Source organism: Xanthomonas rydalmerensis (assembly GCF_033170385.1).
GTDB lineage: Bacteria > Pseudomonadota > Gammaproteobacteria > Xanthomonadales > Xanthomonadaceae > Xanthomonas_A > Xanthomonas_A rydalmerensis.
In genome coordinates, this window is record NZ_CP126170.1 from 4,909,526 (window position 1) to 4,934,690 (window position 25,165).

Below are 25,165 nucleotides of genomic sequence, written 5' to 3' on the forward strand. Positions count from 1 at the left end.
GCGCTGGCCGCGCCTATTGGCCATTAGTCGAACGTCGGCTGAGTTACGACCATCGTCTAAGGCCCGGCGCGTGTGCGCTTAACGCCGGATGCGGCACACTTCGCATTGACGCGCCGCCGCATGCGGCGCCCCGTTCATTGCAGAGGGAACCATGGCCGATCTCTATCCCGTCGATCCGCAGTTCGCCGCCCGGGCGCGGGTCGACAAGACCCAGTACCAGACCCAGTACAAGGCATCGGTGGAACAGCCGGAGGCGTTCTGGGGCAAGGTGGCCGAGCGCCTGGACTGGTTCAAGAAGCCGACCCGGATCAAGGACGTCAGCTTCGCCCTGGACGACTTCCATATCCGCTGGTTCGACGACGGCGAACTCAACGCCAGCGTCAACTGCCTGGACCGGCAACTGGCCACCCGCGGCGACAAGACCGCGCTGCTGTTCGAGCCGGACAGCCCGGATGCGCCGTCCTACCGCGTCACCTATCGCGAGCTGTACGAGCGCGTGTGCCGGCTCGGCAACGCGCTGCGCGCGCTCGGCGTACAGAAGGGCGACCGCGTCACCATCTACCTGCCGATGATCCCGGACGCGGCGGTGGCGATGCTGGCCTGCGCACGCATCGGCGCGATCCACTCGGTGGTGTTCGGTGGCTTCGCGCCCAACTCGATCGCCGACCGCGTGATCGACTGCGGCAGCAAGCTGATCATCACCGCCGACGAAGGCCTGCGCGGCGGCAAGAAGATCCCGCTGAAGGCGAACGTGGACGCGGCGCTGAAGCTGCCCGGCACCACCAGCGTGGAAACCGTGCTGGTGGTGCGCCACACCGGCGGCGCGGTGGACATGCAGGCCCCGCGCGACCGCTGGTTCCACGACGTGGTCGACACACAGCCGGCCGAGTGCGAGCCGGAACGCATGAACGCCGAGGATCCGCTGTTCATCCTCTACACCTCCGGCTCCACCGGCAAGCCCAAGGGCGTGCTGCACACCACCGCCGGTTACCTGCTGTATGCGGCCTACACCCACGAGACCGTGTTCGACCTGCGCGAGGACGACATCTACTGGTGCACCGCCGACGTCGGCTGGGTCACCGGCCACAGCTACATCGTCTACGGGCCGCTGGCCAACGGCACCACCGCGCTGATGTTCGAAGGCGTGCCCAACTACCCGAGCGTGTCGCGCTTCTGGGAAGTCATCGACAAGCACCAGGTGACGATCTTCTACACCGCCCCGACCGCGATCCGCGCGCTGATGCGCGAAGGCGAGGCGCCGGTGAAGAAGACGGCGCGCACGAGCCTGCGCCTGCTCGGCAGCGTCGGCGAGCCGATCAATCCCGAGGCCTGGCGCTGGTACTACGACGTGGTCGGCGACGGCCGCTGCCCGATCGTGGACACCTGGTGGCAGACCGAGACCGGCGGCATCCTGATCACCCCGCTGGCCGGTGCCATCGACCTCAAGCCCGGCTCGGCGACGCTGCCGTTCTTCGGCGTGCAGCCGGCGCTGGTCAGCGCCGACGGCGAGATCCTGGAAGGCGCCACCGAGGGCAACCTGGTGCTGCGCGATTCCTGGCCGGGGCAGATGCGCACCGTCTACGGCGACCACCAGCGCTTCATCGACACCTATTTCCGCACCTACCCAGGCAGCTACTTCACCGGCGACGGCTGCCGCCGCGACGAAGACGGCTACTACTGGATCACCGGCCGCGTCGACGACGTCATCAATGTCTCCGGCCACCGTATCGGCACCGCCGAGGTGGAGAGCGCGCTGGTCTCCCATCCCAAGGTGGCGGAAGCGGCGGTGGTCGGCTTCCCGCACGACATCAAGGGCCAGGGCATCTACGCCTACGTGACCCTGGTCGCCGACGAGCAGCCGAGCGAGGCCCTGCACAAGGAACTGGTGGCCTGGGTACGCAAGGAGATCGGCCCGATCGCCGCCCCCGACCACCTGCAGTGGGCGCCGGGCCTGCCCAAGACCCGCTCGGGCAAGATCATGCGCCGCATCCTGCGCAAGATCGCCGAGAACGCCCCCGACCAACTCGGCGACACCTCGACCTTGGCCGATCCGTCGGTGGTGGATTCGTTGGTGAACGAGCGGTTGACGCGCTGAGGCGCGCCGGGATTCGGGAGTCGGGATTGGGGATTCGCCAAAGCGGTCCCCTGTCCGTGTCCAATCTCCTGACGACGTCACGCTCCGCTGTTGCTGTTGCTCTACGAATCCCCAATCCCAAATCCTGAATCCCCGCCCCATGCCCACCCTGCTGATCGCCGACGACCATCCCCTGTTCCGCGAGGCGCTGCGTGGGGCGGTGCAGCGGGTGATGCCTGGGGTGCAGCTGTACGAGGCCGACAGCGTGGAGGCGCTGTACGCGCTGGCCGATCGCCACGCCGATGCCGATCTGCTGCTGATGGATCTCAACATGCCTGGCGCGCAGGGCTTCAGCGCGCTGGTGCACATGCGCGCGCTGCATCCGCAGTTGCCGGTGGTGGTGGTGTCCGCACGCGAGGAGCCGACGGTGATGCGGCGCGCGCTGGACCACGGCGCGTTCGGCTTCATTCCCAAGTCGGCCGACTCGGACACCATCGGCCTGGCCCTGGGTACGGTGCTGGACGGCGAACACTGGGCGCCGCCGGAGGCGCACAACGTGCCGCCCACCGACCGCGCCGAGCGCGAGGTCGGGCAGCGCTTGCGCGAACTGACCCCGCAGCAGTTCCGGGTGCTACAGATGCTCGGCGCCGGCAGCCTCAACAAGCAGATCGCCTACGACCTGGGCGTGTCCGAGGCCACCATCAAGGCCCACGTCACCGCAATCCTGCGCAAGCTCGGCGTCACCAACCGCACCCAGGCGGTGCTGCTGGCCGGCAAGCTGGCCATCGACAGCGACGCCATCGTGCTGCCGCCGGAAGAGGACTGAGCCGCCGCCGGGAGCGCGCACGCTCCGGCCTGCAGGCCACGCTCAGCCCGATGTCCCGTCCTCGTCGCCATAGAACACCACGCCGAGCTTGATCCGTTCGCGGCCCTGCGCGCGGCGGTGGCGGTTGGTGTCGCGCAGCGAATACACACAGCCGCAGTATTCCTGCTGGTAGAAGCGCTCGCGCTTGCTGATCTCGACCATGCGCGCGGCGCCACCGTGCTTGCGCCAGTTGTAGTCCCAGTAGGTCAGCGCCGGGTACGGGGACGCCGCACGGATACCGCTGTCGGTGATCTGGCGCATGTCCTTCCAGCGCGAAATGCCCAGCGAACTGGTCATCACCGCATAGCCGTGCTCGTGCGCGTACAGCGCGGTGCGCTCGAAGCGCATGTCGAAGCACATCGTGCAGCGGATGCCGCGTTCGGGCTCGTTCTCCATGCCCCGGGCGCGGGCGAACCAGTTGTCGGTGTCGTAGTCGGCGTCGACGAAGGGCACGCCATGCTGTTCGGCGAAGCGGATGTTCTCCTGCTTGCGCAGTTCGTATTCCCTGGCCGGGTGGATGTTGGGGTTGTAGAAGAACACCGTGTAGTCGATACCGGACTCGACGAAGGCCTCCATCAACTCGCCGGAACACGGCGCGCAACACGAGTGCAGCAGCAGGCGTCCACCGTCGCCGGGCAGGGTCAGGCGCTCGCGGACATTGCTCATGGCGAATCCGCCAACAGTTGCACGACGCTGGAGAAGTCCAGGCCGCCGCGGCCCTGGCGGCGGTTCAGCGCGTACAGGTTGCGCGCCAGTTCGCCGAGCGGGATCGCCGCGCCGGTGGCCATCGCCGCCTCCGCGGCCAGGCCCAGGTCCTTGAGCATCAGGTCGCTGCCGAAGCCGCCGCTGTAGCCGCGCGAGGCCGGCGCCTGTTCCAGCACGCCCGGCCACGGGTTGCAGACCTCGGTGGCCCAGCTGCGGCCGGTGCTGACCGCCATCATCCGCGACAGCGCCGCCGGATCCAGCCCATGCGCGGCGCCCAGCGCGAGCGCTTCGCCGGTCGCGGCCATGATCACCCCCAACGCCATGTTGTTGCACAGCTTGGCCACCTGCCCGGCGCCGGCCTCGCCCATGTGGAAGATGTTGCGGCCCATCGCCTCCAGTACCGGCCGCGCGCGCTCCAGGGTGGCGGCCGGGCCGCCGACGATGAAGGTCAAGGTCCCGGCAGCGGCGCCGGCGGTGCCGCCGGACACCGGCGCATCCAGCGGCTGCAGGCCGCGGGCCTCGGCCGCAGCGGCCAGCGCGCGTGCGGAGGCGGGAGCGATCGTGCTGCTGTCGATGAGCAGCGCGCCTGCGGGAATGTGCGCGAGCAGCCCCTGCGCACCGAGGAACAGGTCTTCGACGTGGCGGCTGGCCGGCAGCATCGAGATCACCACCTCGGCCTCGGCGACCGCGGCCACCGCGCTGTCGGCCGCATGCGCGCCAGCGGCGGCGGCAGCCGCGAGGGCGGTGGGGTTGAGGTCGAACACGCGGACCACGTGCCCGGCCTTGACCAGGTTGACGGCCATCGGGCCGCCCATGTTGCCCAAACCGATGAAGGCGATCCGGCTCATGCGCGGGTCTCCGTGTGGCGGCCGAGATCGGCCAGGGGGTGGGCCTGCGGCGGCCAGGGCGCGTGGAAGAAATCGTGCGCCCACGCGGCGGACGCGGCCTCGAGCGTGGCCGGCTGCCAGTGCGGGGCGCGGTCCTTGTCGATCAGCAGCGCGCGGATGCCTTCGGCGAAATCGCCATGCGCGGCGCAGTGCAAGGCGACGGTGTACTCCAGCCGGAACACCTCGGCCAACGACAGCGATGCGGCGCGCTGCTGCAGCTCGAAGGCCAGCCGTGCCGAGCCTGGCGCGCCGGCCGCCAACGTCGCCTGCGCCGTCGCGATCCACGGATCGGTGGCGTCGAGGCCGGCGATCGCCGCCACCGCCGCGTCCAGCGTGGAATGCGCGCAGGCGTCGGCGATCGCGGCGGCGTGCCGTTGCAACGGGCCGGCCGGCGCAGGCGTGGCGAAGCGGGCCAGCAGCGCGTCCAGCGCGTGCGAGGTGTCGTGCGCGGCGGCCGGCCAGGCCGTCGCCTGCAGGGCGGCCAGCACCTCCGCGCGCGCCGCCTCCGGCACGTGCACATCGGCCATGCCGGCATAGATCGCATCGCCGGCGCCCAGCGGCGCGCCGGTCAAGGCAAGGAACAGGCCCGCATGCGCCGGCACCCGCGACAGCAGCCAGCTGCCGCCGACGTCGGGAAACAGGCCAACCGTGATCTCGGGGAAGGCGAGCCGGGACCGTTCGCCGACCACGCGGTGGCTGGCGCCCGCCATCAGCCCGATCCCGCCGCCCATCACGATGCCGTGGCCCCAGCACAGCACCGGCTTGGGGAAGGTATGGATGCGGTAGTCGAGGCGGTACTCGGTTTCGAAGAAGGCCTCGGCATGCGCATCGCCGCGCGGGTCCGCCTGCGCGTCAACGCCGCGCGCCGCACGCTCGCGCATTCCGCGATACAGGCCATGCAGATCGCCGCCGGCGCAGAACGCCTTCTCGCCCGCGCCCTGCAACACCACCAGCGCCACCGTCGCGTCCTGCGCCCACTGCGTCAGCTGCGCATCCAGCAGGCGCGCCATCTCCAGCGACAGGCCGTTGAGCGTGCGCAGCGCGTTGAGCGTGGCGATGCCGATGCGGCGGCCGTCGCCAGCGGCACGTGTCTCGAACAGCACCGCGGCGGCGTCGGTGGCGAGCGCGCTCACGCGTTCCTCCATACAGGCGCACGCTTGCCGAGGAAGGCGTTGACGCCCTCGGCCTGGTCGGCGCTGTCGAACAGATCCACGAACGCCTCGCGCTCGCTGATCAGCGCGCTCGCATGCGACTGCATGCGGGTGGCCTGCACCAGGCGCTTGGCCGCGGCCACGCTGATCGGACTCTGCCGCGCCGCCTTGGCCGCCCAGTCCAGCGCGCGCGCCAGCGCCTGTCCGCTCGGCACGACTTCCTCGACCAGGCCGATCCGCAGCGCGGTCTCGGCATCGACCCGTTCGCCGAGCAGGATCATGCGCTTGGCCCAGCCTTCGCCGACCAGCCGCGGCAGGTTCTGGGTGCCGCCGGCGCAGGGCAGGAGGCCGACCGTCGCTTCGGGCAAGGCCATCTGCGCCTGCGCCTCGGCGATGCGCAGGTCGCAGGCCAACGCCGCTTCGAGCCCGCCGCCCATCGCATAGCCGTTGATCGCGGCGATGCTGACGCCGCGGAATCCGCTCAGCGCCTCGAAGGCCTCGCCGAAGCGGCGGGCCGCTTCGCGCGCCAGCGCCTTGTCGCCGTCGGCGAACTGCTTGAGGTCGGCACCGGCGCTGAAGAACTTCTCGCCGGCGCCCACGAGCACCAGCGCATAGATGTCGCGATCGGCGTCCAGCGCGTCGACCAGCTCGCGCAGCGCACGCAGACTGTGCACGGTCCAGGTGTTGGCCGGCGGATTGGACAGGGTGACCACGGCAGTGTGGCCGTCGATCTGCAGGGCCAGCCCGGTCCAGTCCCGGCGGCGGTAGGAGGTGTCGGCGGCGCTCATCGCAATTCCTCTTCGGTGTTCAACAGGTGGCGCGCGACGATCACGCGCATGATTTCGTTGGTGCCTTCCAGGATCTGGTGCACCCGGCTGTCGCGCAGCAGGCGTTCGACCGGGTACTCGCGGATGTAGCCGTAGCCACCGTGCAGCTGCAGCGCGTCGTTGCAGATCGAAAAGCCGGCATCGGTGGCGAAGCGCTTGGCCATCGCGCACCACACCGTCGCATCGCGCGCGCCGGCGTCGAGCTTGCGTGCGGCGGTGTGCACCATCTGCCGCGCGGCGACCAGCTGCGTGGCCATGTCGGCCAGGGTGAACTGCAGGGCCTGGAATTCGGCGAGCTTCTTGCCGAACTGGCGGCGCTCGCCCAGGTAGCGCCGCGCCGCATCCAGCGCGCCCTGCCCCGCCCCCAGCGAGCACGCAGCGATGTTGAGGCGGCCGCCGTCGAGGCCGCGCATCGCGATGCGGAAGCCCTCGCCTTCCTCGCCCAGGCGATGCGCGAGCGGCACGCGCACGCCGTCGAAACTCACCGCGCGGGTCGGCTGGCTGTGCCAGCCCAGCTTGTCCTCGTTGCGCCCATAGGCGATGCCCGCCGCATCGGCCGGCACCGCGAAGGCGCTGATGCCGCGCGGGCCGTCCTCGCCGGTGCGTGCCATCACCACCAGCAGGTCGGTCGCGCCGGCGCCGGAAATGAACGCCTTGCTGCCGTCGATGCGGTAGCCGTCGCCATCGCGCACCGCCCGGGTCTTCAGCGCGGCCGCGTCGGAGCCTGCGCCGGGTTCGGTCAGGCAGTACGAGGCGAGCTTGGCGCCACTGGCCAACGCCGCGCCCCAGTCCCTGCACACGGCCGGCGTGGCGAAACGGGTCAGCATCCAGGTGGCCATGTTGTGGATGCTGATGAAGGCCGCGGTGGACGGATCGACCGCGGCCAGTTCCTCGAACACGATCGCCGCATCCAGGCGCGACAGCCCGCTGCCGCCGGCGTGCTCGTCCACGTACAGGCCGCAGAAGCCGAGTTCGCCGGCCTTGCCGATCGCCTCGCGCGGAAAGATCCCGTCCGCGTCCCAGCGCGCCGCGTGCGGCGCCAGTTCGGCCTGGGCGAAGCCGCGCGCGGCCTCGCGATAGGCGCGCTGCGCCTCGTCCAGCCCGACATCGGCCGACTGCTCCAGCGGCCACTGCATCGCCGCGGCCATCACGACAGGCGGATCGTGGTGTTGACGCCCTGCCCGGCGCCGGCATCGTCGAACCAGCGCGCAGTGACGGTCTTGGTCTGCGTGTAGAACTGCACCGCCTGCTTGCCGTAGGGGCCGAGGTCGCCGAGCTTGGAGGCGCGCGAACCGGTGAACGAGAACAGCGGCACTGGCACCGGGATCGGCACGTTGATGCCGACCTGGCCGACGTCGATCTCCTCCTGGAACTTGCGTGCGGCGGCGCCGGACTGGGTGAACAGCGCCGTGCCGTTGCCGTTCGGATTGGCGTTGACCAGGGCGATCGCGTCCTCCAGCGTGGCCGCCTCCAGGATCACCAGCACCGGGCCGAAGATCTCCTCGTCGTAGATGCGCATGCCCGGCGCGACCCCGGAGAAGATCGTCGGGCCGACGAAGTTGCCATGAGCGAATCCGGGCACCGTCGGGTTGCGTCCGTCCAGTTCCAGCGTCGCGCCCTCGGCGATGCCGGTGGCGATCAGCGCTTCGATGCGCTCGCGCGCACTGCGCGAGATCACCGGCCCCAGATCGGTGCCGGGTTCGCTGCCGGCGTTGACCTTCAGCGTCTGCGCCTTGGCCACCAGCGCCGGAATCCACTGCCGCGCCTCGCCGACCAGCACCAGCGTCGAAGCGGCCATGCAGCGCTGGCCGGCGGCGCCGAAGGCCGCCCCCACCAACGCGTCGAGGGTCTGCTCGCGCGCCGCATCCGGCAACACCACCGCATGGTTCTTCGCGCCCATCATGCATTGCACGCGTTTGCCGGCCAGCGCCGCACGCCGGTAGACGTGGGTGCCGACCTTGGTGGAGCCGACGAACGACAGCGCCTTGATGTCGGCGTGGTCGCACAGCGCATCGACCACCTCGGCGCCGCCATGCACGACGTTCAGCACGCCCTTGGGCACGCCCGCCTGCACCGCCAGTTCGACCAGGCGCATGGTCACCAGCGGATCCTGCTCGGATGGCTTGAGCACGAAGGTGTTGCCGGTGGCGATGGCCATCGGGAACATCCACAGCGGGATCATCGCCGGGAAGTTGAACGGGGTGATGCCGGCGCACACGCCCAACGGCTGCAAGAGCGTGTAGGTATCCACGCCGTTGGCGACGTTGTTGGCCAGTTCGCCGAGCTGCAGGTTGCCGATCGCCGCGGCCTGTTCCACCACTTCCAGGCCGCGGAACACGTCGCCTTCCGCGTCCGCCAGGGTCTTGCCCTGCTCGCGGGTGAGGATCGCCGCCAGCTCGCCCATGTGCGCACGGATCAGCTGCTGATAGGCCAGGAAGATCCGCGCACGGGTACCGATCGGCGTCTTGCGCCAACTCGCGAATGCGCGTTGCGCGGCGGCCACGGCGGCATCCACTTCCGCGGCCGTGGCGAACGGCACGCGCGCGAGCACGTCCTGGGTCGCCGGATCGACGACCTCGCGCCATTGGCTGCTGCTGGATTCGACGAACGCGCCGTCGATCAAGAGCTTGACGGTCGCCACGTCGGCGCCGGTCCGGGTCATCTGGTTCACGGGTCCTGTCTCCTCATCGCATCACCACCGGGCGGGCGGCGATGGACAGGACAAGCGAACGCGCGGCGCAAGGGCCCCGACGTCGTTCCGCTCGTCAGGTTGCCCACCGCAACACCCGAGAAAGAACGTCGCAGGACGTCCACGTCAGGCCGGTCTCCGGGCTTGCGAGCAATGCGCGACCGCATCACCCCGACACCTTCCCGCTTGCGCAGTGGTCTGTTGTCGGGTGTTCTCGCCTACCGTTGCGGGGGCAGCGCCGGCATCGGACCGGCTTCCCGTTTCACCCGGTGCGTCTTGCGACGACCAGGCACCTGAAGCGTGGCCAGTGTAGTCGCGCCGCGGCGACAGCAACACGCTGCAGCGCAGCGCGCGGTGTTGGCGTCGGCAAGCAGCGCGCCATTACCGACCGCGCACAGCCGCGTTCGCCTCAGCAGGCGGCGCGTATCACCAGCATGCACAGCGCCGCAGCGGCGACACCGGATTCCCTGCAGCGATCAACCGAATGCGCTGCAGTGATCACGGGCGCTGCGGGCCATCGCAGCACCCCACGCGGAACGCCGGCCGGCACGCCCCGCTATAGCCGATGCTAAGAAGAGAAGCTGCAGGTTCGCGTGCGTTCCAGGGATGTTCGCCGCAGTTGGCCGCTGTTAGACTGCGCGTCCCCTTGGGGAGTAGCCTGCTGTCCGACCTGCGCGGACAGCGCCCGTGTCAACACACTCGGCCGATGCGCCGTGGTACGGGCAGCCAGTTCGGTTGGCGAGACCAGCGGCGAGTGCGCAAGGCGAAGGCCGGGCGCGCGCGCTCGTCGTTGTCGCCTGTCCCGGTACGGTCCCCCATGTCGTTTCTTTCGATTCTCCTGCTCGGCATCGCCATGTCGACCGACGCCTTCGCCGCCGCCGTCGGCAAGGGCGCGGCGATGCAACGCCCACGCTGGGCCGACGCGCTGCGCGCCGGCCTGATCTTCGGCTGCATCGAGGCACTGACACCCGCGCTGGGCTGGGTGCTTGGCCAAGCCGCGTCCAAGTACGTGGTCGCCTTCGACCACTGGATCGCCTTCGGCCTGCTCGGCGCGCTGGGCGTGCACATGATCGTCGCCGGCCTCAAGCCGGAGTCCGACGCGCCCGACGAGGCCGCGCCCAAGCGTCACGGCTTCTGGAGCCTGGCCGCCACCGGGTTCGCCACCAGCATCGACGCGATGGCGGTCGGCGTCGGCCTGGCCTTCCTGGACGTGAACATCGTCGAGGTCGCGGCGATCATCGGCCTGTGCACGCTGACCATGGTCACCCTGGGCATCATGCTCGGCCGCGCGCTCGGCGCGCTCGCCGGCAAGCGTGCGGAGATCGTCGGCGGCGCCCTGCTGATCGCGATCGGCAGCACCATCCTGTTCGAGCATCTGCACGGCGCGGGGTGAGCGCCGCGGCGCCTGTTTCGGCCGGGATTGGGGATTCGGGATTGGGGATGTGCGACGACGGTGCGCGCCCATCTCGCCATGCCGGCGCCTTGGGTCAGGCCGGCCTGTCAGTGAAGTCCAGGTAGGTGGACAGGATGCAGTGATGGCACTGCGCAGCGCCACCCAGGGAGTTGGGTGCGCGGCGCGACCAACATCATGAGTTCTGCGGGAAGAATCCATAACTTGCCGTTGAAATTGATGGCGTGTTCGGGAAATCCTCACCAGCACCAAACCAACAACCAGGCATTACCCACTTGGAATCAGCGCCCCATGAAGAGGCGCCGATGCCATTTACTTCGCAACACCTTGCTGCGCATTAGAACTTGTACGTGGCACGCATCCAGTAGTAGCGGCCCAGCGTGTCGTAGGTGCTCACGTCGGTGTTCGCGTTCAACACGTTGTTCTGGTACATCATCGGCGGCTGCTTGTTGGTCAGGTTGTCCACGCCAAGATCCAGGCGCAGGTTGGCCCCGGCCATGTCGTAGCCCACCTGCAGGTTGTGGTACATGTAGCTGCCGTAGTCCAGCACCACGCCCTTGAACGCCGCATCGGCGGACATGTTCTGGGTCAGGTCGCCGCTGCCGACCTGCATCTTGCCGATCCAGCGCGTGGTCCAGCTCGCATCCCAGTTGCCCAGCTTCCAGCCGAGCAGGGCATGCGCGCGCCAGTGCGCGTAGTTGCCGTAGGACGAGTTGTAGCGGCCGGCCATGTGCACCACCGTGTCCCCGGTGTCGATGTCGTAGCGGTGCAGGTAGGTGCTGTCCACGGTCACGGTGAACTTGCCGTAGTCGGTGGCGGGCAGCGCGTAGCTCGCCCCCAGGTCGATGCCCTGGGTATTGAGCTTGCCGATGTTCACCACCGGCGTCTGGATGTAGTCGATGTTGCCGGCGCTGACGCTGCTGGCGGGATAGCGGTGGATGTAGCTGCAGTACGGGCTGTTGTTGTCGTTGTAGCAGAGATCGGCCACGGTCTGCGCGGAGATCGGCTGGATCAGATCATTGAGCTTGACCTTCCACCAGTCGAGGTTGACCGACAGGCCCGGCACGTACTCGGGGCTGTAGACCAGGCCGTAATCGAACGAGGTGCCCTTCTCCGGCTTGAGCTGGTAGCCGACATAGGTGGCACCGGACTTGATCGCGTTGGTCTGCGAAAGGCCCGTGCCGCTGAAGCCGGCCGGCACGCCGGCGCAGGCGTTGTCATGGCCGCTGCCGCTATAGCCGACGCACGGATCGATGAAGTTCGGCGCGTCGGCGGTAGGGCCCTGGTAGATGTCGGTGATGGTCGGCGCGCGGAACACCTGCGCCGCGGTGCCACGCACCATCAGGTCGTGGATCGGCCGCCATTCCACCTGGAACGAGGCGCTGTTGTTGCCCGAACGTACGCTGCTGTAGTCGGAGTAGCGATCGCTCAGCGTCAGGTTGAGCGCGCCGATCGGCGAGGACTGCTCCAGCACCGGCAGGAACAGCTGCGCGTAGGCTTCCTTGACGTTGAAGCTGCCGCTCAGCGGCGAGGCGCAGGCTTCGGAGGAGACCGCACAGGTGTTGTCGCTGTTGATCAGCGCGTTGGCCGACACGCTGGAGCTCAGGCTCTCCTTGCGGTACAGCGCACCGACCGCCAGCTGCGCGGCGCCGGCCGGCATGTCCCACAGGCTGCCGTTGGCGCTGGCTTCCCACTGGCGCATGATGGTGGTGGTTTCCTGGCGCGGGATCGACTCGTTGCTCTGCAGCCAGGCGACCGTGGTCGGGCTGCCCTGGTCGAGGATGTTGACCTGCCCGGCATTGATGGCGTTCTGCAGCGCGGCGTAATCGACGTAGCCGTGGCTCCAGTTGCGCTGGCGGTAGTGGCCGTAGTTGAAGTTGGCGTCCCACACCCAGCTGCTGTCGCCGATGCCGCCCTTCAGGCCGATCACGTCCTGGTCGGTGGCGGTGTCGTAGAAGCCTTCGCGCTGGCCGAGCGAGGTGAAGCGCGTCTGATACTCGTAGCCGTTGGGGCCGAACTCCACACCGAACGGGTTGTACGGATTGTTGGCGGCGATGGTGATGCCGTCGTTCTGCGCATCGAGCGGCAGCGGCGCGATCGCGAAGTTGGACATGGTGTGGTTGTGGTAGGCGTTGACGTACGCCTGCATCGAGTCGGTGATGTTGAAGCTGCCGAGCACGAAGCCGCCGACGCGCTGCTGCGGGGTCAGCAGCAGGTTCTGCGCCTCGTAGTTGTAGGAATCGGCCGAGGAGCTGTAGCACTTGTAGCCACCGCTGCCGTTGCCGGTCAGCGCGCCGTCGGCGGCGCAGCCGTTGGCCGCCAGGGTCGCCGCCGGCAGCTTGTAGTAGCCGGTCGGCGTGCGCGCGGAACCGCCCTTGTAGACGCTGCCGCTGGACAGGTACATCGCGTACTTGGAGAACGCGCGATTGGCGGTGGAGACCTCCTTCTGCTTGTTGTAGTCCAGGCCGACCACGACGTTGCCGCGGTCCCAGGTCTTGCCGAAGGTGAAGCTGCCGCCCTGGCGCGCGCCGTCGCCGCGGCTGGTCTGGCCATAGTTGGCCGAGACTTCGCCGCCTTCGAAGTTCTTGCGCAGGATGAAGTTGACCACGCCGCCGATGGCATCGGAGCCGTACATCGCCGAGGCGCCGACCTTCAGCACTTCGACGTGGTCGATCATGTTGGCCGGGATCGAGTTGACGTCGTTGTTCTGGATGCGGTGGCCGTCGATCAGGATCAGCGTGCGCTCGTCGCCGAGGCCGCGCAGCGAGATGGTCGAGGCGCCGTCGCCGCCGCCGTTGTTGACCTGCGGGTTGGTGGCGGCACCGGCGATACCGGGCAGCGCCTGCAGCAGATCGCCCAGGGTCTGCTTGCCGCTCTGCTGGATCTGCTGGCGATCGACCACGGCGACCGGGCTGGCGGTCTCCACGTCCACGCGACGCACCAGCGAACCGGTGACGGTGAGCTTGTCCAGGGTCACCGGCGCATCGCCGGACGCGGCCGCCGCCGGCGCGGCGCTCTGCGCATAGAGCGTGGCGGGAAGCGTCGCCATGGCCAGGCAAACGGCGTGGGCGAGTCTGTTCTTTGCTACGGACATCGGGAAGACCTCATGTGATGTGCGACAAGCGCCAGCGCTGCACGCAGGCGCGAAGCGTCCCGAACGCGCGGCTGCGCGGCGGGTGGAATGGATGCCTCGGGCCTGCGGTCCATTACAGGACCGTCAGGCACTTGTTAGTTTTTTATAAGAGGGGTGTTGTTTCGGTGTGCCAACGTGCGCCAGGGCCTGACAAAAACGCCACTGCAACCGGCTGCAGCGCACGCGGCGTCCTTACCGTTCAACCGGCAGACGGGAACGATTCAGGCAACCGCGCGGGACTCAAGCGCCGCGGTAATCCCAGCGCTGCAGGAACGGCTGCAGTACCGGCAGCACCGGGGCGAAGGCATCCTGGTAGGCACGCCAGCGGTCCAGGGCCTTGCGGTTGATGCCCTCCACCACCTGCGCGTAGCTCGGCGTGCTGATGAAGCCCTTGCCCTGCGCATGCCGCTGGAACTCCAGCAGGCGTTCCGGCTGCTCCAGGTGCAGGAACTGCCCCAACCGCGCCACCTGCGCCTGCGGGTCGGCCACCAGGTCCTCGTAACGCAGTTCCAGCGCGCGCGGCTGCAGCAAGGCGGCGTGATACAGCCAGAACTCCATCGCATCGGCATAGCCGCGGGCCAACCGCGGCAGGCTGGAACACAGCAGGGCGAAGGCCGGCGAGCGGAACGCCTGCATGTAGCAGCTCAGCAGCACGTCGCAGGGATGGCGCAACGCCAGGATCACCGGGGCCTCCGGGAACAGCCGCCGGATCAGCGGCAGACGCAGCAGGTTCAGCGGGTTCTTGTCGACCAGGCGCTGGCCCGGCTGCAGCTGCACTACCCCGCGCACCGCCTGCCAGTACTCGGCGCGCAACTCGGCGCAGGCGGCATCGTCGAGGTCGCCCAGCCCGTCCGGCCAGGCCACCCCGCGGGCCTCCAGGCGATCGGCCAGTCCCTGCAGGAACGGCCGCTCGTCCATCGCGACCAACTGCGGATGGGCGTCGAGCATCTGTTCCAGCAGGGTGGTACCCGAGCGCGGGAAGCCGACCACGAAGATCGGCGAGTCCGCCATCGCCGGCGCCTTCACCGGCCGCGCCGCGGCATGGCGCGCCGGGTCCCAGCGAGAACGCGCGACCGGCAACGGCGGCGCATCCGCCGCCGCCAGTTCCGGCACCAGCGCGGCCAGGCCGTCGACCTGGCCGGCGTGGCCCTGCGCGCAGGCATCCAGCGCTTCGTCATGCAGGCCCAGGCGGTCGCAGACCCGCGCCAGGGCGAAGAACAGATTGCTCTGCTTGCGCCGGTCGACCGCACTGCCGTCGGCCAGCAGCCCGCGCAGCAGCGCATGCGCCTGCTGCCAGTGGCCCTCGCGCATGGCCAGCACCGCCAGCGCGTTGGCAGCGTCCTGGCGCACGTCGGGGTCGTCGATCCGCTCCGGCGGCGGCAGCTGCGCGGCGGCCTCGCGCGCCTGCGGCAGGCGATTGGCGCGTTCGAGCACCAGCACCAGCCGCGACCAGGCCCGCGCCGGCTGTGCCATCGGTCCTTCGGCGCAGGCGCGCAGCAGCGTGCAGGCGACATCGGTCGCGCCGCCCTGCGACAGCAGCCAGGCCAGTTCCACGGTGGTGTCCGGACCCAGCGGCGGCCACTGCCGCCAGTCGGCGATCAGTGCCTGTACGCGCTGGAAGTCGCCGCATTCGTGGCAGGCCATCGCCGCGTGCACGCACAGCGGCGGGGCCTGCGGCGCCAGCGCATGCGCATCGAGCAAATGTTCGCGGGCAGCGGCGTAGTCGCCGGCGTCCATCGCCAGCAGGCCCAGATTGTGGTGCGGCAGCGGATCGTCCGGCGCCAGCGCGCGGGCGCGAAGATAGGCCTCGCCGGCCGGGCCGGGTTCGCCGGCCTCGCGCAGCGCCGTGCCCAGGTTGTTCCAGTGCGCCACTTCGTGCGGCTCGCGCTCGGCCAGCGCGCGGTACACGGCGGCGGCCGGCGCCGGCTGGCCCTGCATCTGCAGGCTCATCGCCAGCAGGCTGCTGGCCAGGACATCGTCGGGGCGCTGCCGCAGATAGGCGCGGGCACCGTGTTCGAGCGTCTGCGCCTGGCCGGCCTCCAGCGCCGCCAGCAGGTCCGGGAGCGAAGGCATCGCGGTGTCGTCCAGGGAGGTCATGCGCAGGCGGGTGGTGGGCGGTCCACCACCTTAGCCGCCGGCCCGCGCCGTGCGCCACGCCGGCCGCGCCGCCACTTGCCACACAGCGCATACATTGCCGTTACAAAAACACACGACGGTCCCTAGATCGGATCGTGATAGGCGGTGAGGAAGGCGCGCAGCGAGGCCGGCTTGACCGGCTTGGTCAGCAGCCGGTAGCCGCGCTCGCGGGCCTGCAGCTTCAGTTCGTCGCGGCCGTCGGCGGTGAGCAGCGCGCCGGCCACCGGCCCGGGCATCGCCGCGCGCAGCGCGTCCAGCGTCTCCAGGCCGTCGAGCCGGTCGTGCAGGTGGTAATCGACCAGCATCACGTGCGGCGCGCGCGCGGCCTGCGCCAGCGCCTCGTCGACGGTGCTGGCGCAGATCACCTCCACTTGCCAGCGGCCGAGCAGTGCGCGCATGCCGTCGAGGATCTCCTGGTCGTTGTCCACGCACAGCACGCGCAGTCCGGCCAGCGAGTCGGCGGCGGCCGCCGCGCGTGGCGCGCGTTGCTGCGCCTGCGCTGGCGGCGCCGCCCGCGGCACGCTGATGGAGAACATGCTGCCGTGGCCGACGCGGCTGCGCGCGTCCAGGTCGTGGCCGAGCAGGCGCGAGATGCGCTGGCAGATCGACAGGCCCAGACCCAGCCCCTGCTCGCCCCAGTCGAACGGCTGCTGGTAGCGCTGGAATTCGTCGAAGATCTGCTGCATGTGGTGCGGCGGGATGCCCGGGCCGGTGTCCCAGACCTGCAACTCCAGCGCCGCGCCGCGGCGGCGCATGCCCAGCACGATGCGGCCCTGGCGGGTGTAGCGCAGCGCGTTGGCGAGGAAGTTCTGCAGCACCCGGCGCAGCAGCCGGCGATCGCTGCGCACCCACAGCGGGCGCGCGTACACGTGCAGCCGCAGGCCGCGGCCGGCGGCGATCGGGCTGTACTGCGCGGCCAGTTCGCGCAGCAGCAGGCCGGCATCGACGTCCTCGATGGTCGGGCGCAGGCCGCCGGCATCCAGCCGCGACACGTCGAGCAGGCCGTCGAGCAGTTCCTCGGCCGCGCGCAGCGAGGCGTCCACGCGCTCGGCCAGGTGCCGCTGCTCCTCGCTCTGATGCGCATCGCGCAAGGCCGAGGCGAACAGGCGTGCGGCGTTGAGCGGCTGCAACACGTCGTGGCTGATCGCGGCCAGGAAGCGGGTCTTGGACTGCTGCGCCAGCTCGGCCTCGCGCGAGCGATCGGCCACGCGCTGCTCCAGGGTCTCGTTGGCTTCAAGCAGCGCCTGTTCGGCGCGCTTGTAGTCGGTGATGTCGTTGTAGCTGGTGACGTAGCCGCCGCCGGGCAGCGGCTGGCCGCGCATCTCGATCACCTTGCCGTCGCTGCGGGTGCGTTCGAACACGTGCGGGGTGCCGGCGCGCATGTGCGCGATGCGGCGGGCGATCTGGTCCTCCACCTCGCCGCCGCCGAGTTCGCCGCGCTCGGCGTTGTAGCGGATCAGGTCGGCGACCGGCCGGCCGACGTAGAGCATGCCGTCGGGGTAGCCGAACATCTGCTGGTAGCGGCGGTTCCACGCGGTCAGGCGCATCGCCGGATCGACCACGCTGACCCCGGCGCTGATGTTCTCCAGCGTGGTGGAGAGGATCTCGCGGTTGAAGCGCAGCTCCTGCCCGGCCTCGTCGAGCACCGCCACCACCTCGCCCAGATCCATGCCCGAGCCGCGCAGCAGGCTGGTCAGCACCAGGCGCGCGGAGGCCGCGCCGATCGAGGCGGCGAGCAGGCGCTCGGTGAACTGCACCCAGGCGCGGTCGGCCACGGCATTGGGTTGCGGCTCGCGGCCGAGCAGTTGCGCCTGCTCGGCAAAGGCGCGGCGGGCGTGGCGTTCGCCGACCATGCGCTCGGCCAGCGCCTGCAGATCGACCACGCGCACCTGCCCGAGCCAGTCGCCGGCCACCGCCGGGCGCTGCGAGTACGGCTCCAGGAACGGCGCCGCGCGCAGGCGCTCGTCCAGGCCCGGCCGCCAGCGTGCCGACACCAGCATCATCGTGCCGACGTTGACCAGCAGCGACCAGAACGTCCCGTGCGCCAGCGGGTCCCAGCCGCTCATGCCGAACAGCTGCTGCGGGCGCAGCCAGGAGATGCCGAACGGCCCGTCCAGCAGCCAGGCCGGCGCCAGCCAGCCGGCCTGGGTCAGCGCCGGCAGCAGCAGCGTGTAGATCCAGGTGGCGAAGCCCAGCACCATGCCGGTCTCCACGCCCTTGCGGCTGGCGCCGCGCCAGTACAGACCGCCGATCACCCCCGGCGCGAACTGCGCCACCGCGGCGAAGGCCATCAGCCCGTACGAGGCCAGCGTCGTGTCGTTGCTGCTGCTGCGGTAGTAGCCGTAGGCGATCAGCGCCAGCAGCAGGATCGCCAGGCGGCGGATCCACAGCACCTTCGAGGCCACGTCGGCACCGGCCGCCTGGTGCCCGCGGCGGCGCAGCAGCACCGGCATCACCAGGTCGTTGCTGATCATCGTCGCCAGCGCGATGCTGGAGACGATGACCATGCCGGTGGCGGCGGAGAACCCGCCCACGTAGGCAACCAGGGCCAGCGCGGTGCGGCTTTCGGCGAGCGGCAGCGCCAGCACGATGCTGTCGTCGGCCACGTCGCCGCCGCCGAACAGCGCGATGCCGGCCGCGGCGATCGGCACCACCATCGCCGAGATCAGCACCAGGTACAGGCCGAACAGCCAGCGCGCCTTGCGGATGTCGCCGACGTCGCTGCACTCCACCACCGCCACGTGGAACTGCCGCGGCAGGCACACCAGCGCCAGGAAGCTGAGCAGGGTCTGCGAGATGAAGCCCACCGGCGGGGTGTTCTGGAACAGCGTGCGCGCCGACTGCAGCACCTGGCCGCCGTCGCGCACGGACAGCCACACGTAGGCGAATACGCCCACCGCCACCATCGCCAGCAGCTTCACCACCGACTCCAGCGCGATCGCCAGCATCATGCCGTGGTGGTGTTCGGTGGCATCGACCTGGCGGGTGCCGAACAAGGTGGCGAACAGCGCCATCCCCAACGCCACGTACAACGCCGGGTCGGCGTAGAACGGCGCACCGGCGCTGGACTGGCCGCTGAGCACCTGCAGGCTCATCGCCACCGCCTTGTACTGCAACGCCAGGTACGGCACCACGCCGACCAGGGCGATCACCGCCACCAGTGCGGCCAGGCGCCGCGAGCGGCCGAAGCGCGAGGAGATGAAGTCGGCGATGGACACCGTGTTCTCGCTGCGCGCGATCAGCGCCAGGCGCTCGACGATGCGCCAGCCGAACAGCAGCATCAACAGCGGGCCCAGATAGATCGGCAGGTAGCCGGCGCCGTTGCGCACTGCGCTGCCGACTGCGCCGTAGAACGTCCACGACGAGCAGTACACGGCCAGCGCCAGGCTGTACACCGCCGGCCGCAACCATGGCCGCTCCGGGTACAGCGGACGGCGGTCGCCCCACCACGCCACCGCGAACAGCAGCGCCGCATAGCCGACCGACACCAGCAGCAGGATCCAACTGGAAACCAAAGGCGAGCCCCCACGACGATGCGTGCAGTCTAGAGCGTGCGCTGGGTTTCGGCGTAGTCGGGGGTTCGGGTCGTTGCGTCTCGCTCGGGCTGCGCGTGCACCGGGCTGGTTGCCGCGATACTGTTGCTGTTGCTGTTGCTTTATGGCCCCCCGGGCGCGGCAGCCACGGCGGGGTGTGCTTGACCAGCCTACGGCTGTGGTGGAGCACTTCTTTTGGTTACTTTTCTTTGCACAAGCTAAAGAAGCGCTTCTCAGCAGCCGAAGGCTGATCAAAGTAACTCGCCGTCAGGGCGAAAGTCGTTGCTGTTGCTTTTAAGCTTCTAAGCGCAAAAGCCACGGCAACCACCATAGCCAGGGCAAAGGCAAAGCTTTCGCCTTGCGGCGAGTTACTTTTCTTTGCTTGTGCAAAGAAAAGTAACCAAAAGAAAGCACACCCTGCCTCGCGCCCTCCGCGCTGCGCGCTCCGGGTCCGCGTCCAGCCCGGGGATCCGCGGAAGGGGCTTGTCTGCTTCGCAGCCAAGTCCGGGGCAGTCGCCTCACGGCGCCAGCCCGCCCGCCGGGGCGAAGCAGTGCTTCGCCTTTTTCCGGCGAGCCCTGCCCCTGCCGCGGACGGCGCACGTCCCTGTGCGCCGCCCCTTCGGGGTTTTTCCCCGGGCTGGCCGCCGCTTCGGAAGGGAACCCGGTAAGTCAAAAGCAACGGCCAAAACAACGGCAACGGCAACGGCAACGGCAACGGCAATAGCCATCATGGGCTGCAAGCCCTGCGTAGGAGCGGCTTCCGCCGCGACGAACGAAGCCGCGATGGTCTCTAGACCCACGCGCCACGTCGTACCTTGCGCCCTATCCCTCTCCAAAAAATGCGCTCCTCCCATGTCAGCACTCGCCTCACGCGCCGGCGTGCCGTGTCCAACCCAGGCAATATCCCATCCGCCACCAGCCACCGCAGCGCGACCGGCGCTCGGGCTAAGATGCGCGCGGTGACCACCTGCGCCCGCCCTCGCTGATGTCCTGCATCCCGGCCGCCTCGCCGACGCCCCCGCCGTCGCTGCAACAGCAGACGCAGCGCCTGCACACGCAGGTGCAGCAGGCGCAGGCGCGCCAGGCGCAAGCCGAGGTGGAAGTGGAGCGGCACCTGCCGGCCGTGGAGCAGGCGGTGGCCACGATCCGGCGCCGCTTCATTACCCATGCCCGGGCAGCGGCGCGGGCGGCGGTGCGGCGCGAACGCCGCCGCGCCTGGGGACCGGCACTGCTACTGCGGCCGCTGCTGCCGGACTGGCGTTGGCGGGCGGCACTGCTCGGCCTCCTGCTGCTGGTACTGCCATGGACGAGCGCGCACTGGCTGGGCGAGACGCGCGGCTTCCTGGACTGGTGGCGCCAGGTCGGCCCGCACGGCGATGGCAGCCTGCTGCTGCAAAGCCTGCTGCCTTCGCTATTGGCGTACGGCCTGCTGGTCGCCGCCGGTGCACAGTTGCTGGCCTGGCACCACAGCCATGCCGAGCGGCGCGCGCTGCACGCGTTCGCACGCATGCCGCTGGCGCTGGTACAGGTGGCCGACGCGGCGCAAGGCGATGCGGCCTCCATGTACACGGTCACCCGCGCACCATGGCCGCAGCGTGCCTTGCATGGCCGCTGGTCCATTCCCGCCATGCATGGCGATCTGTCCGGCGCGCGCCTGCTGGCATTGCATGACGGCGCTGCCGAACCGCGCCTGCTCGCCTTGATCGTACTGCCCGGCACCGACCACGCCGCGGCCTGCATCGTCCTCGACCATGCCGTGACCGAGACCGCGCCGCAGGCGCTGCACGCCATGGCGCTCGCGCTCGCGCAGGACGCCGTGGAGGATGCGGCCCCGATCGCCGCGCTGCACGATCACGTGCAGGCCTGGGAGACCGCGCGCGCCCAGCAACGCGCGCTGCAGCAGCGGCTGCAGAGCCTGGATGCGGTGCAGCGGCACTGGGCCGACATCGCCCTGCCCGACGCCACGCTCGACCAGATCCTGAAACTGGTCGACCTGTTCGTGTCCGGACGCGCCCCGGCGCCGAAAGGCATGCTCCTGCACGGGCCGCCGGGCACCGGCAAGACCCTGATCGCGCGCAAGCTGGCGCGCCATGCCGGCTGCCATTTCGAGGCGCTGGGCGTGGCCGATCTGAAGGCCGCGCACATCGGCCACACCGGTCCCAAGGTGCAGGCGATCTGGCAGCGCTGCCGCGAGCGCGCACCGGCGATCCTGTTCATCGACGAGTGCGAAAGCGTGTTCGCGCGCCGCGGCGGCGCCGACAGCGACAGCTTCGGCGCCGAGCTGGTGCAGACCTTCCTCGCCGAATGGGACGGCTTCCACGCCGCGCATGGGCAGGTGCTGGTGATCGGCGCGACCAACCGCCCGGCGCTGCTGGACGACGCGATCCTGTCGCGCTTCACCGCCAGCATCGCCATCGGCCTGCCCGACGCCGCGGCGCGTGCCCGCATCCTCGGCGCCGAACTGCGGCGTGCCGGTTTCGCCCTGGAGCCGGATACGCAGGTGATCGCCGACAGCAGCGGCCTCTCCGGCCGCGACCTGCACACGCTGGTCGCGCGGGTCGCCGCCGAGTGCGTCGACGGTACGCTCGACAACGCCACCCTGCTGGCGCAACTGCGCGCGCTGCGTGGCAAGGGTTCCACTGCCGTCGCCACGCTCGGGTGGGACGACATCGTGCTGCCGGCCGCCACCGTCGAGGAGTTCGTCGGCCTGGGCAAGGAACTGCGCAATGCCGAAACCCTGGCCACGCTGGGCGTGCCGGTGCCGCGCGGCATCCTGATGGTCGGCCCGCCCGGCACCGGCAAGACCCAGGTCGCGCGCATCCTCGCCAGCCAGTCGGGCCTGGCCTTCATCGCCCTGAGCAGCGCCGACCTCAAGGCCGGCTACCTCGGCCAGTCCGGCCAGCGCGTGCAGGCCGCGTTCGAGCGTGCGCGGGCGCAGGCGCCGTGCATCGTGTTCGTCGACGAACTGGACATCGTCGCGCCGGCGCGCGGTGCCGACGGCGACGACGCCTTCACCCGCGAGATCGTCGGCCAGTTGCTGCAGGAACTGGACGGCGTCGCCAGCCACACAGGCCAGGTGTTCCTGCTCGCCGCCAGCAACCATGCCGCCGCGATCGACCCTGCGCTGCTGTCGCGACTGGACCGGCAGATCGCCATCGTCTTGCCCGACCACGCGGCGCGTACCGCCATCGTCGCGCGCCTGCTGCACGGCAAGCCGCTGGATCTCGACGCCGACGCGGCGGCGGCCTGGATCGCCGATCGCAGCGAAGGCCACTCCGGTCGCGACCTGCAGAACTGGATCAGCCGCGCCATGCGCCGCGCCGTCCGCCGCGCCCTGCAGGACAGCGACGACGCCTCCGGTACGCGGCTGCAGTGGGATGATCTGGTCGAGACGGCGGGGGCTTCGGTGTAGGTGCTTCGGGCTGGTCGGCGTGGCGCGTGACGGCTGACTGGCGGGCTGAAGCATGCCGCCCCGGGTCTTTCCGGGAAGATACGACCGGAAGCATGACGGCTTCATTTGTCGCGGCGAATAACACCTCCAATTTTGATGGGGTGTGTCCCTTGTAGGAGTGGCTTTAGCCGCGACAGGGCATTCCTGGGGATACCTGTCGCGGCTAAAGCCGCTCCTACGAGACAGTGGCGCATCCGGCCACATCTGGCAGAAGGGAACGTGCGCTCGAGTCGATCCAAAGTGCGACATGTGGCTTTTTGAAATGCATCGGCCTGACATGCTTGGCCGACCATATGAAACATTTGAGTAGTGCAACAAGACGAACAACGCGTAAGCGCGGAGAGAGAATCCAGCCACCGAATGTGGCAGCGTGCCTCCACGGTGTTCGGCCGGAATCCTCTATGGGAGGGGCTTCGGCCCCGACGCGGCTGGCCAGACGGAGCCAAGCGCTCAGCGACTCAGCAACGCGATAAACACCAGCCCTCGGCGAGCGCAGCTAAACCCGCACCAACGGCACCGAACGCACTGCATGCGCACGCAACGCTGATCCAGGCATCATGCGCAAAACACCGCCAGGAAACGCACCACGTGACACAGCTCGCCTCGTCCCCGCCCCCGCACGCCGAAGCCATCGTCGTGATGGGCGTGTCCGGCAGCGGCAAGACCAGCGTCGCCCAGGCACTGGCGGCGCACTACCGGCTGACCTTCCTGGATGCAGACGATTTCCACAGTGCTGCCGCCAAGGCACAGATGGCGCACGGCATTCCGCTCAGCGACGCACAGCGCGCGCCCTGGGTCGCGGCCCTGGCGCAGCGCCTGCGCGCATCGGTGGATGCCGGACAAAGCGTGGTGCTGGCCTTCTCCGGGCTACGCAAAGCGCATCGGCAACAGTTGCGCGATACAGGCGTGCCGATGCGCTTCGTGTTCCTGCACGCGGCCGCGCATGTGATCGCCGAGCGCCTGGCCGCGCGTCACGGCCACTTCATGCCACCGACGCTGCTGCAGAGCCAGCTCGACACCTTGGAGCTCCCGCTGGACGAGCCCGACGTCATTTCGGTGGACGTGGACGCACCGTTCGCCACGGTCGTGGCCGATGCCATCGCGCAACTGGATGCAAGCGCCGCCATCGCCTAGCGCGTTCCTCGTCGGTACATCCTCAACCATGCACGCCGGGTTTGTGGCGGTGATGACGCAAGCTGCCCGTCGTAGGAGTGGCTTCAGCCGCGACGAACGAAGCGAAGGCACCTGAGACATGCTTTCCTAGCCGAACCGACGCGCCTTCCGTCACAACCGCATTGCGTGTCTTTGGCTTGTGACGTCGGGCAAGGCGCCGGCATTCCTGCAGCTTGTAGGACGACGATGCCTACAAGCGCCACACTACCGGCGGCGCTTCGTCCGACCCGCCACGAAGCGCGACACGTTCGGCTCGTCGGGCACGTGCCAGCGCCACGGCGCGTCCGTCGCCTTGCTGATGCCGACCCGCTGGGTGACAACCGGCGCGGTCGGCGGCGGCGTCCCGTCCTGGCCTAGCCACAGGCGCGACTGTCGCGTGGTCAGGTCCAGCCCATTGTCCGCACCGGATACACCCAGCGCCTTGGCCAGGCGCCCCGGCCCACGGGTGAGATCGGCCGCGCGCACCGCGCCGCGTGCCAACTGCATCGCCTCGATCCCGGCCACCGGCGCCAGGGCGCGAATCAGCACCGCATGCCCCGGCGCACCGCCACACACTGCGTTGAGCGCCCAGTGCATGCCGTAGATGAAGTACACATACAGATGTCCGGGGGGACCGAACATCACTCGCGTGCGCGGGGTCATGCCGCGGAACGAATGCGCCGCCGGATCCTCCGCACCGCAGTAGGCCTCCACCTCGACGATACGCCCGCAGCGACCGTCGGCGGTGACGAGCAGCTTGTTCAACAGTTCCGGCGCCACCACACGGGCATCACGCGCATAGAACGCACGTGGCAAGGGCTTAGCGACAAGCAGATTCATCCAGTAAGTCTAAGCCCTGCGGCAGAGTCGCTGAGTGAGCCGCGACGATGCATTTCGAGCATCGTGATTCTTCCAACCGAATGCTGAGTCTGCCAACGGCGCGGCATGCCGCCCGTGTGGGAGGGACTTCAGTCCCGACGCAGGAGGTCTCCAGAATCACGATCTTCTTCCTCGTCTCCGATGACGCACCACGCATCGCGGTGAACGGTGGCGGCTCTCTGACCGAGGCAGCGGCCGGGGTGCGGAGCGTGTTCGACCGCTGCGACGGCGACTGAGTTTTACCAGTCATGCCACCACCGCATCAGGGCGCA

The 25,165-nt window shown here is 69.5% G+C and carries 16 protein-coding genes and 1 riboswitch; of the genes, 6 read left to right on the forward strand and 10 right to left on the reverse strand.

What is annotated here, in order from left to right; genetic code table 11:
- Positions 1-151: 151 nt before the first annotated feature.
- Entirely contained in the window at positions 152-2,095 is a 1,944-nt protein-coding gene (acs, locus tag QN245_RS21020; protein ID WP_317844155.1) for an acetate--CoA ligase, read from the forward strand.
- A 139-nt stretch (positions 2,096-2,234) separates the two neighbouring features.
- Complete coding sequence (locus QN245_RS21025) at positions 2,235-2,900, forward strand: response regulator transcription factor (protein WP_010342764.1); 666 nt, start codon at positions 2,235-2,237, stop codon at positions 2,898-2,900.
- Positions 2,901-2,942: 42 nt separating this feature from the next.
- Here the strand turns inward: QN245_RS21025 and QN245_RS21030 are convergent, their stop codons facing one another.
- Genes QN245_RS21030 through QN245_RS21055 form a run of 6 tightly spaced genes read right to left on the reverse strand, consistent with a single transcriptional unit; the run spans position 2,943 to position 9,171 of the window.
- Positions 2,943-3,605 carry an epoxyqueuosine reductase QueH gene (locus QN245_RS21030; RefSeq protein WP_317844156.1) on the reverse strand — a complete coding sequence of 221 codons (663 nt, stop codon included), beginning with the start codon at positions 3,603-3,605 and terminating at the stop codon, positions 2,943-2,945.
- Positions 3,602-4,492, reverse strand: coding sequence for a 3-hydroxyisobutyrate dehydrogenase (gene mmsB, locus QN245_RS21035; protein WP_160969136.1), 891 nt, complete (start codon positions 4,490-4,492; stop codon positions 3,602-3,604). Before mmsB ends, QN245_RS21030 begins: the two co-directional genes overlap by 4 nt.
- A complete protein-coding gene (locus QN245_RS21040) occupies positions 4,489-5,676 on the reverse strand; it encodes an enoyl-CoA hydratase/isomerase family protein (protein ID WP_425612890.1) in 1,188 nt (395 codons plus the stop codon). Before QN245_RS21040 ends, mmsB begins: the two co-directional genes overlap by 4 nt.
- The gene (locus QN245_RS21045; protein WP_317844158.1) at positions 5,661-6,470 is read right to left on the reverse strand and encodes an enoyl-CoA hydratase; all 810 of its coding nucleotides are present in this window, start codon (positions 6,468-6,470) and stop codon (positions 5,661-5,663) included. Before QN245_RS21045 ends, QN245_RS21040 begins: the two co-directional genes overlap by 16 nt.
- Positions 6,467-7,657, reverse strand: coding sequence for an acyl-CoA dehydrogenase family protein (locus QN245_RS21050; protein ID WP_160969142.1), 1,191 nt, complete (start codon positions 7,655-7,657; stop codon positions 6,467-6,469). The genes QN245_RS21045 and QN245_RS21050 overlap by 4 nt, the downstream gene beginning before the upstream one ends.
- Positions 7,657-9,171, reverse strand: coding sequence for a CoA-acylating methylmalonate-semialdehyde dehydrogenase (locus QN245_RS21055; RefSeq protein WP_317845411.1), 1,515 nt, complete (start codon positions 9,169-9,171; stop codon positions 7,657-7,659). Before QN245_RS21055 ends, QN245_RS21050 begins: the two co-directional genes overlap by 1 nt.
- Positions 9,172-9,310: 139 nt before the next feature.
- Positions 9,311-9,510, reverse strand: a riboswitch (cobalamin riboswitch).
- A gap of 505 nt (positions 9,511-10,015) precedes the next feature.
- On the opposite strand from QN245_RS21055, the gene mntP reads away from it, so the two are divergent.
- Positions 10,016-10,591, forward strand: a complete 576-nt coding sequence (gene mntP, locus QN245_RS21060; protein ID WP_160969144.1) for a manganese efflux pump MntP — start codon at positions 10,016-10,018, stop codon at positions 10,589-10,591.
- Between the two features lie 355 nt (positions 10,592-10,946).
- Here mntP and QN245_RS21065 read toward each other — a convergent pair whose 3' ends face one another.
- From QN245_RS21065 to QN245_RS21075, 3 genes are all read right to left on the reverse strand, one after another.
- Entirely contained in the window at positions 10,947-13,658 is a 2,712-nt protein-coding gene (locus QN245_RS21065; RefSeq protein WP_317844159.1) for a TonB-dependent receptor, read from the reverse strand.
- Between the two features lie 324 nt (positions 13,659-13,982).
- A complete protein-coding gene (locus QN245_RS21070) occupies positions 13,983-15,815 on the reverse strand; it encodes a sulfotransferase (RefSeq protein ID WP_317844160.1) in 1,833 nt (610 codons plus the stop codon).
- Between the two features lie 146 nt (positions 15,816-15,961).
- Entirely contained in the window at positions 15,962-19,393 is a 3,432-nt protein-coding gene (locus QN245_RS21075) for a hybrid sensor histidine kinase/response regulator (RefSeq protein ID WP_317844161.1), read from the reverse strand.
- A gap of 1,003 nt (positions 19,394-20,396) precedes the next feature.
- Between QN245_RS21075 and QN245_RS21080 the strand changes: the two genes are divergently transcribed.
- Positions 20,397-22,823, forward strand: coding sequence for an AAA family ATPase (locus tag QN245_RS21080; RefSeq protein ID WP_317844162.1), 2,427 nt, complete (start codon positions 20,397-20,399; stop codon positions 22,821-22,823).
- Between the two features lie 678 nt (positions 22,824-23,501).
- Positions 23,502-23,996, forward strand: coding sequence for a gluconokinase (locus QN245_RS21085; RefSeq protein WP_160969192.1), 495 nt, complete (start codon positions 23,502-23,504; stop codon positions 23,994-23,996).
- A 243-nt stretch (positions 23,997-24,239) separates the two neighbouring features.
- Here the strand turns inward: QN245_RS21085 and QN245_RS21090 are convergent, their stop codons facing one another.
- The gene (locus QN245_RS21090) at positions 24,240-24,854 is read right to left on the reverse strand and encodes a DNA-3-methyladenine glycosylase (RefSeq protein WP_317844163.1); all 615 of its coding nucleotides are present in this window, start codon (positions 24,852-24,854) and stop codon (positions 24,240-24,242) included.
- Positions 24,855-24,901: 47 nt separating this feature from the next.
- Here QN245_RS21090 and QN245_RS21095 point away from each other — a divergent pair, with 47 nt between their 5' ends.
- Complete coding sequence (locus QN245_RS21095; protein ID WP_317844164.1) at positions 24,902-25,129, forward strand: hypothetical protein; 228 nt, start codon at positions 24,902-24,904, stop codon at positions 25,127-25,129.
- Positions 25,130-25,165: the final 36 nt, after the last annotated feature.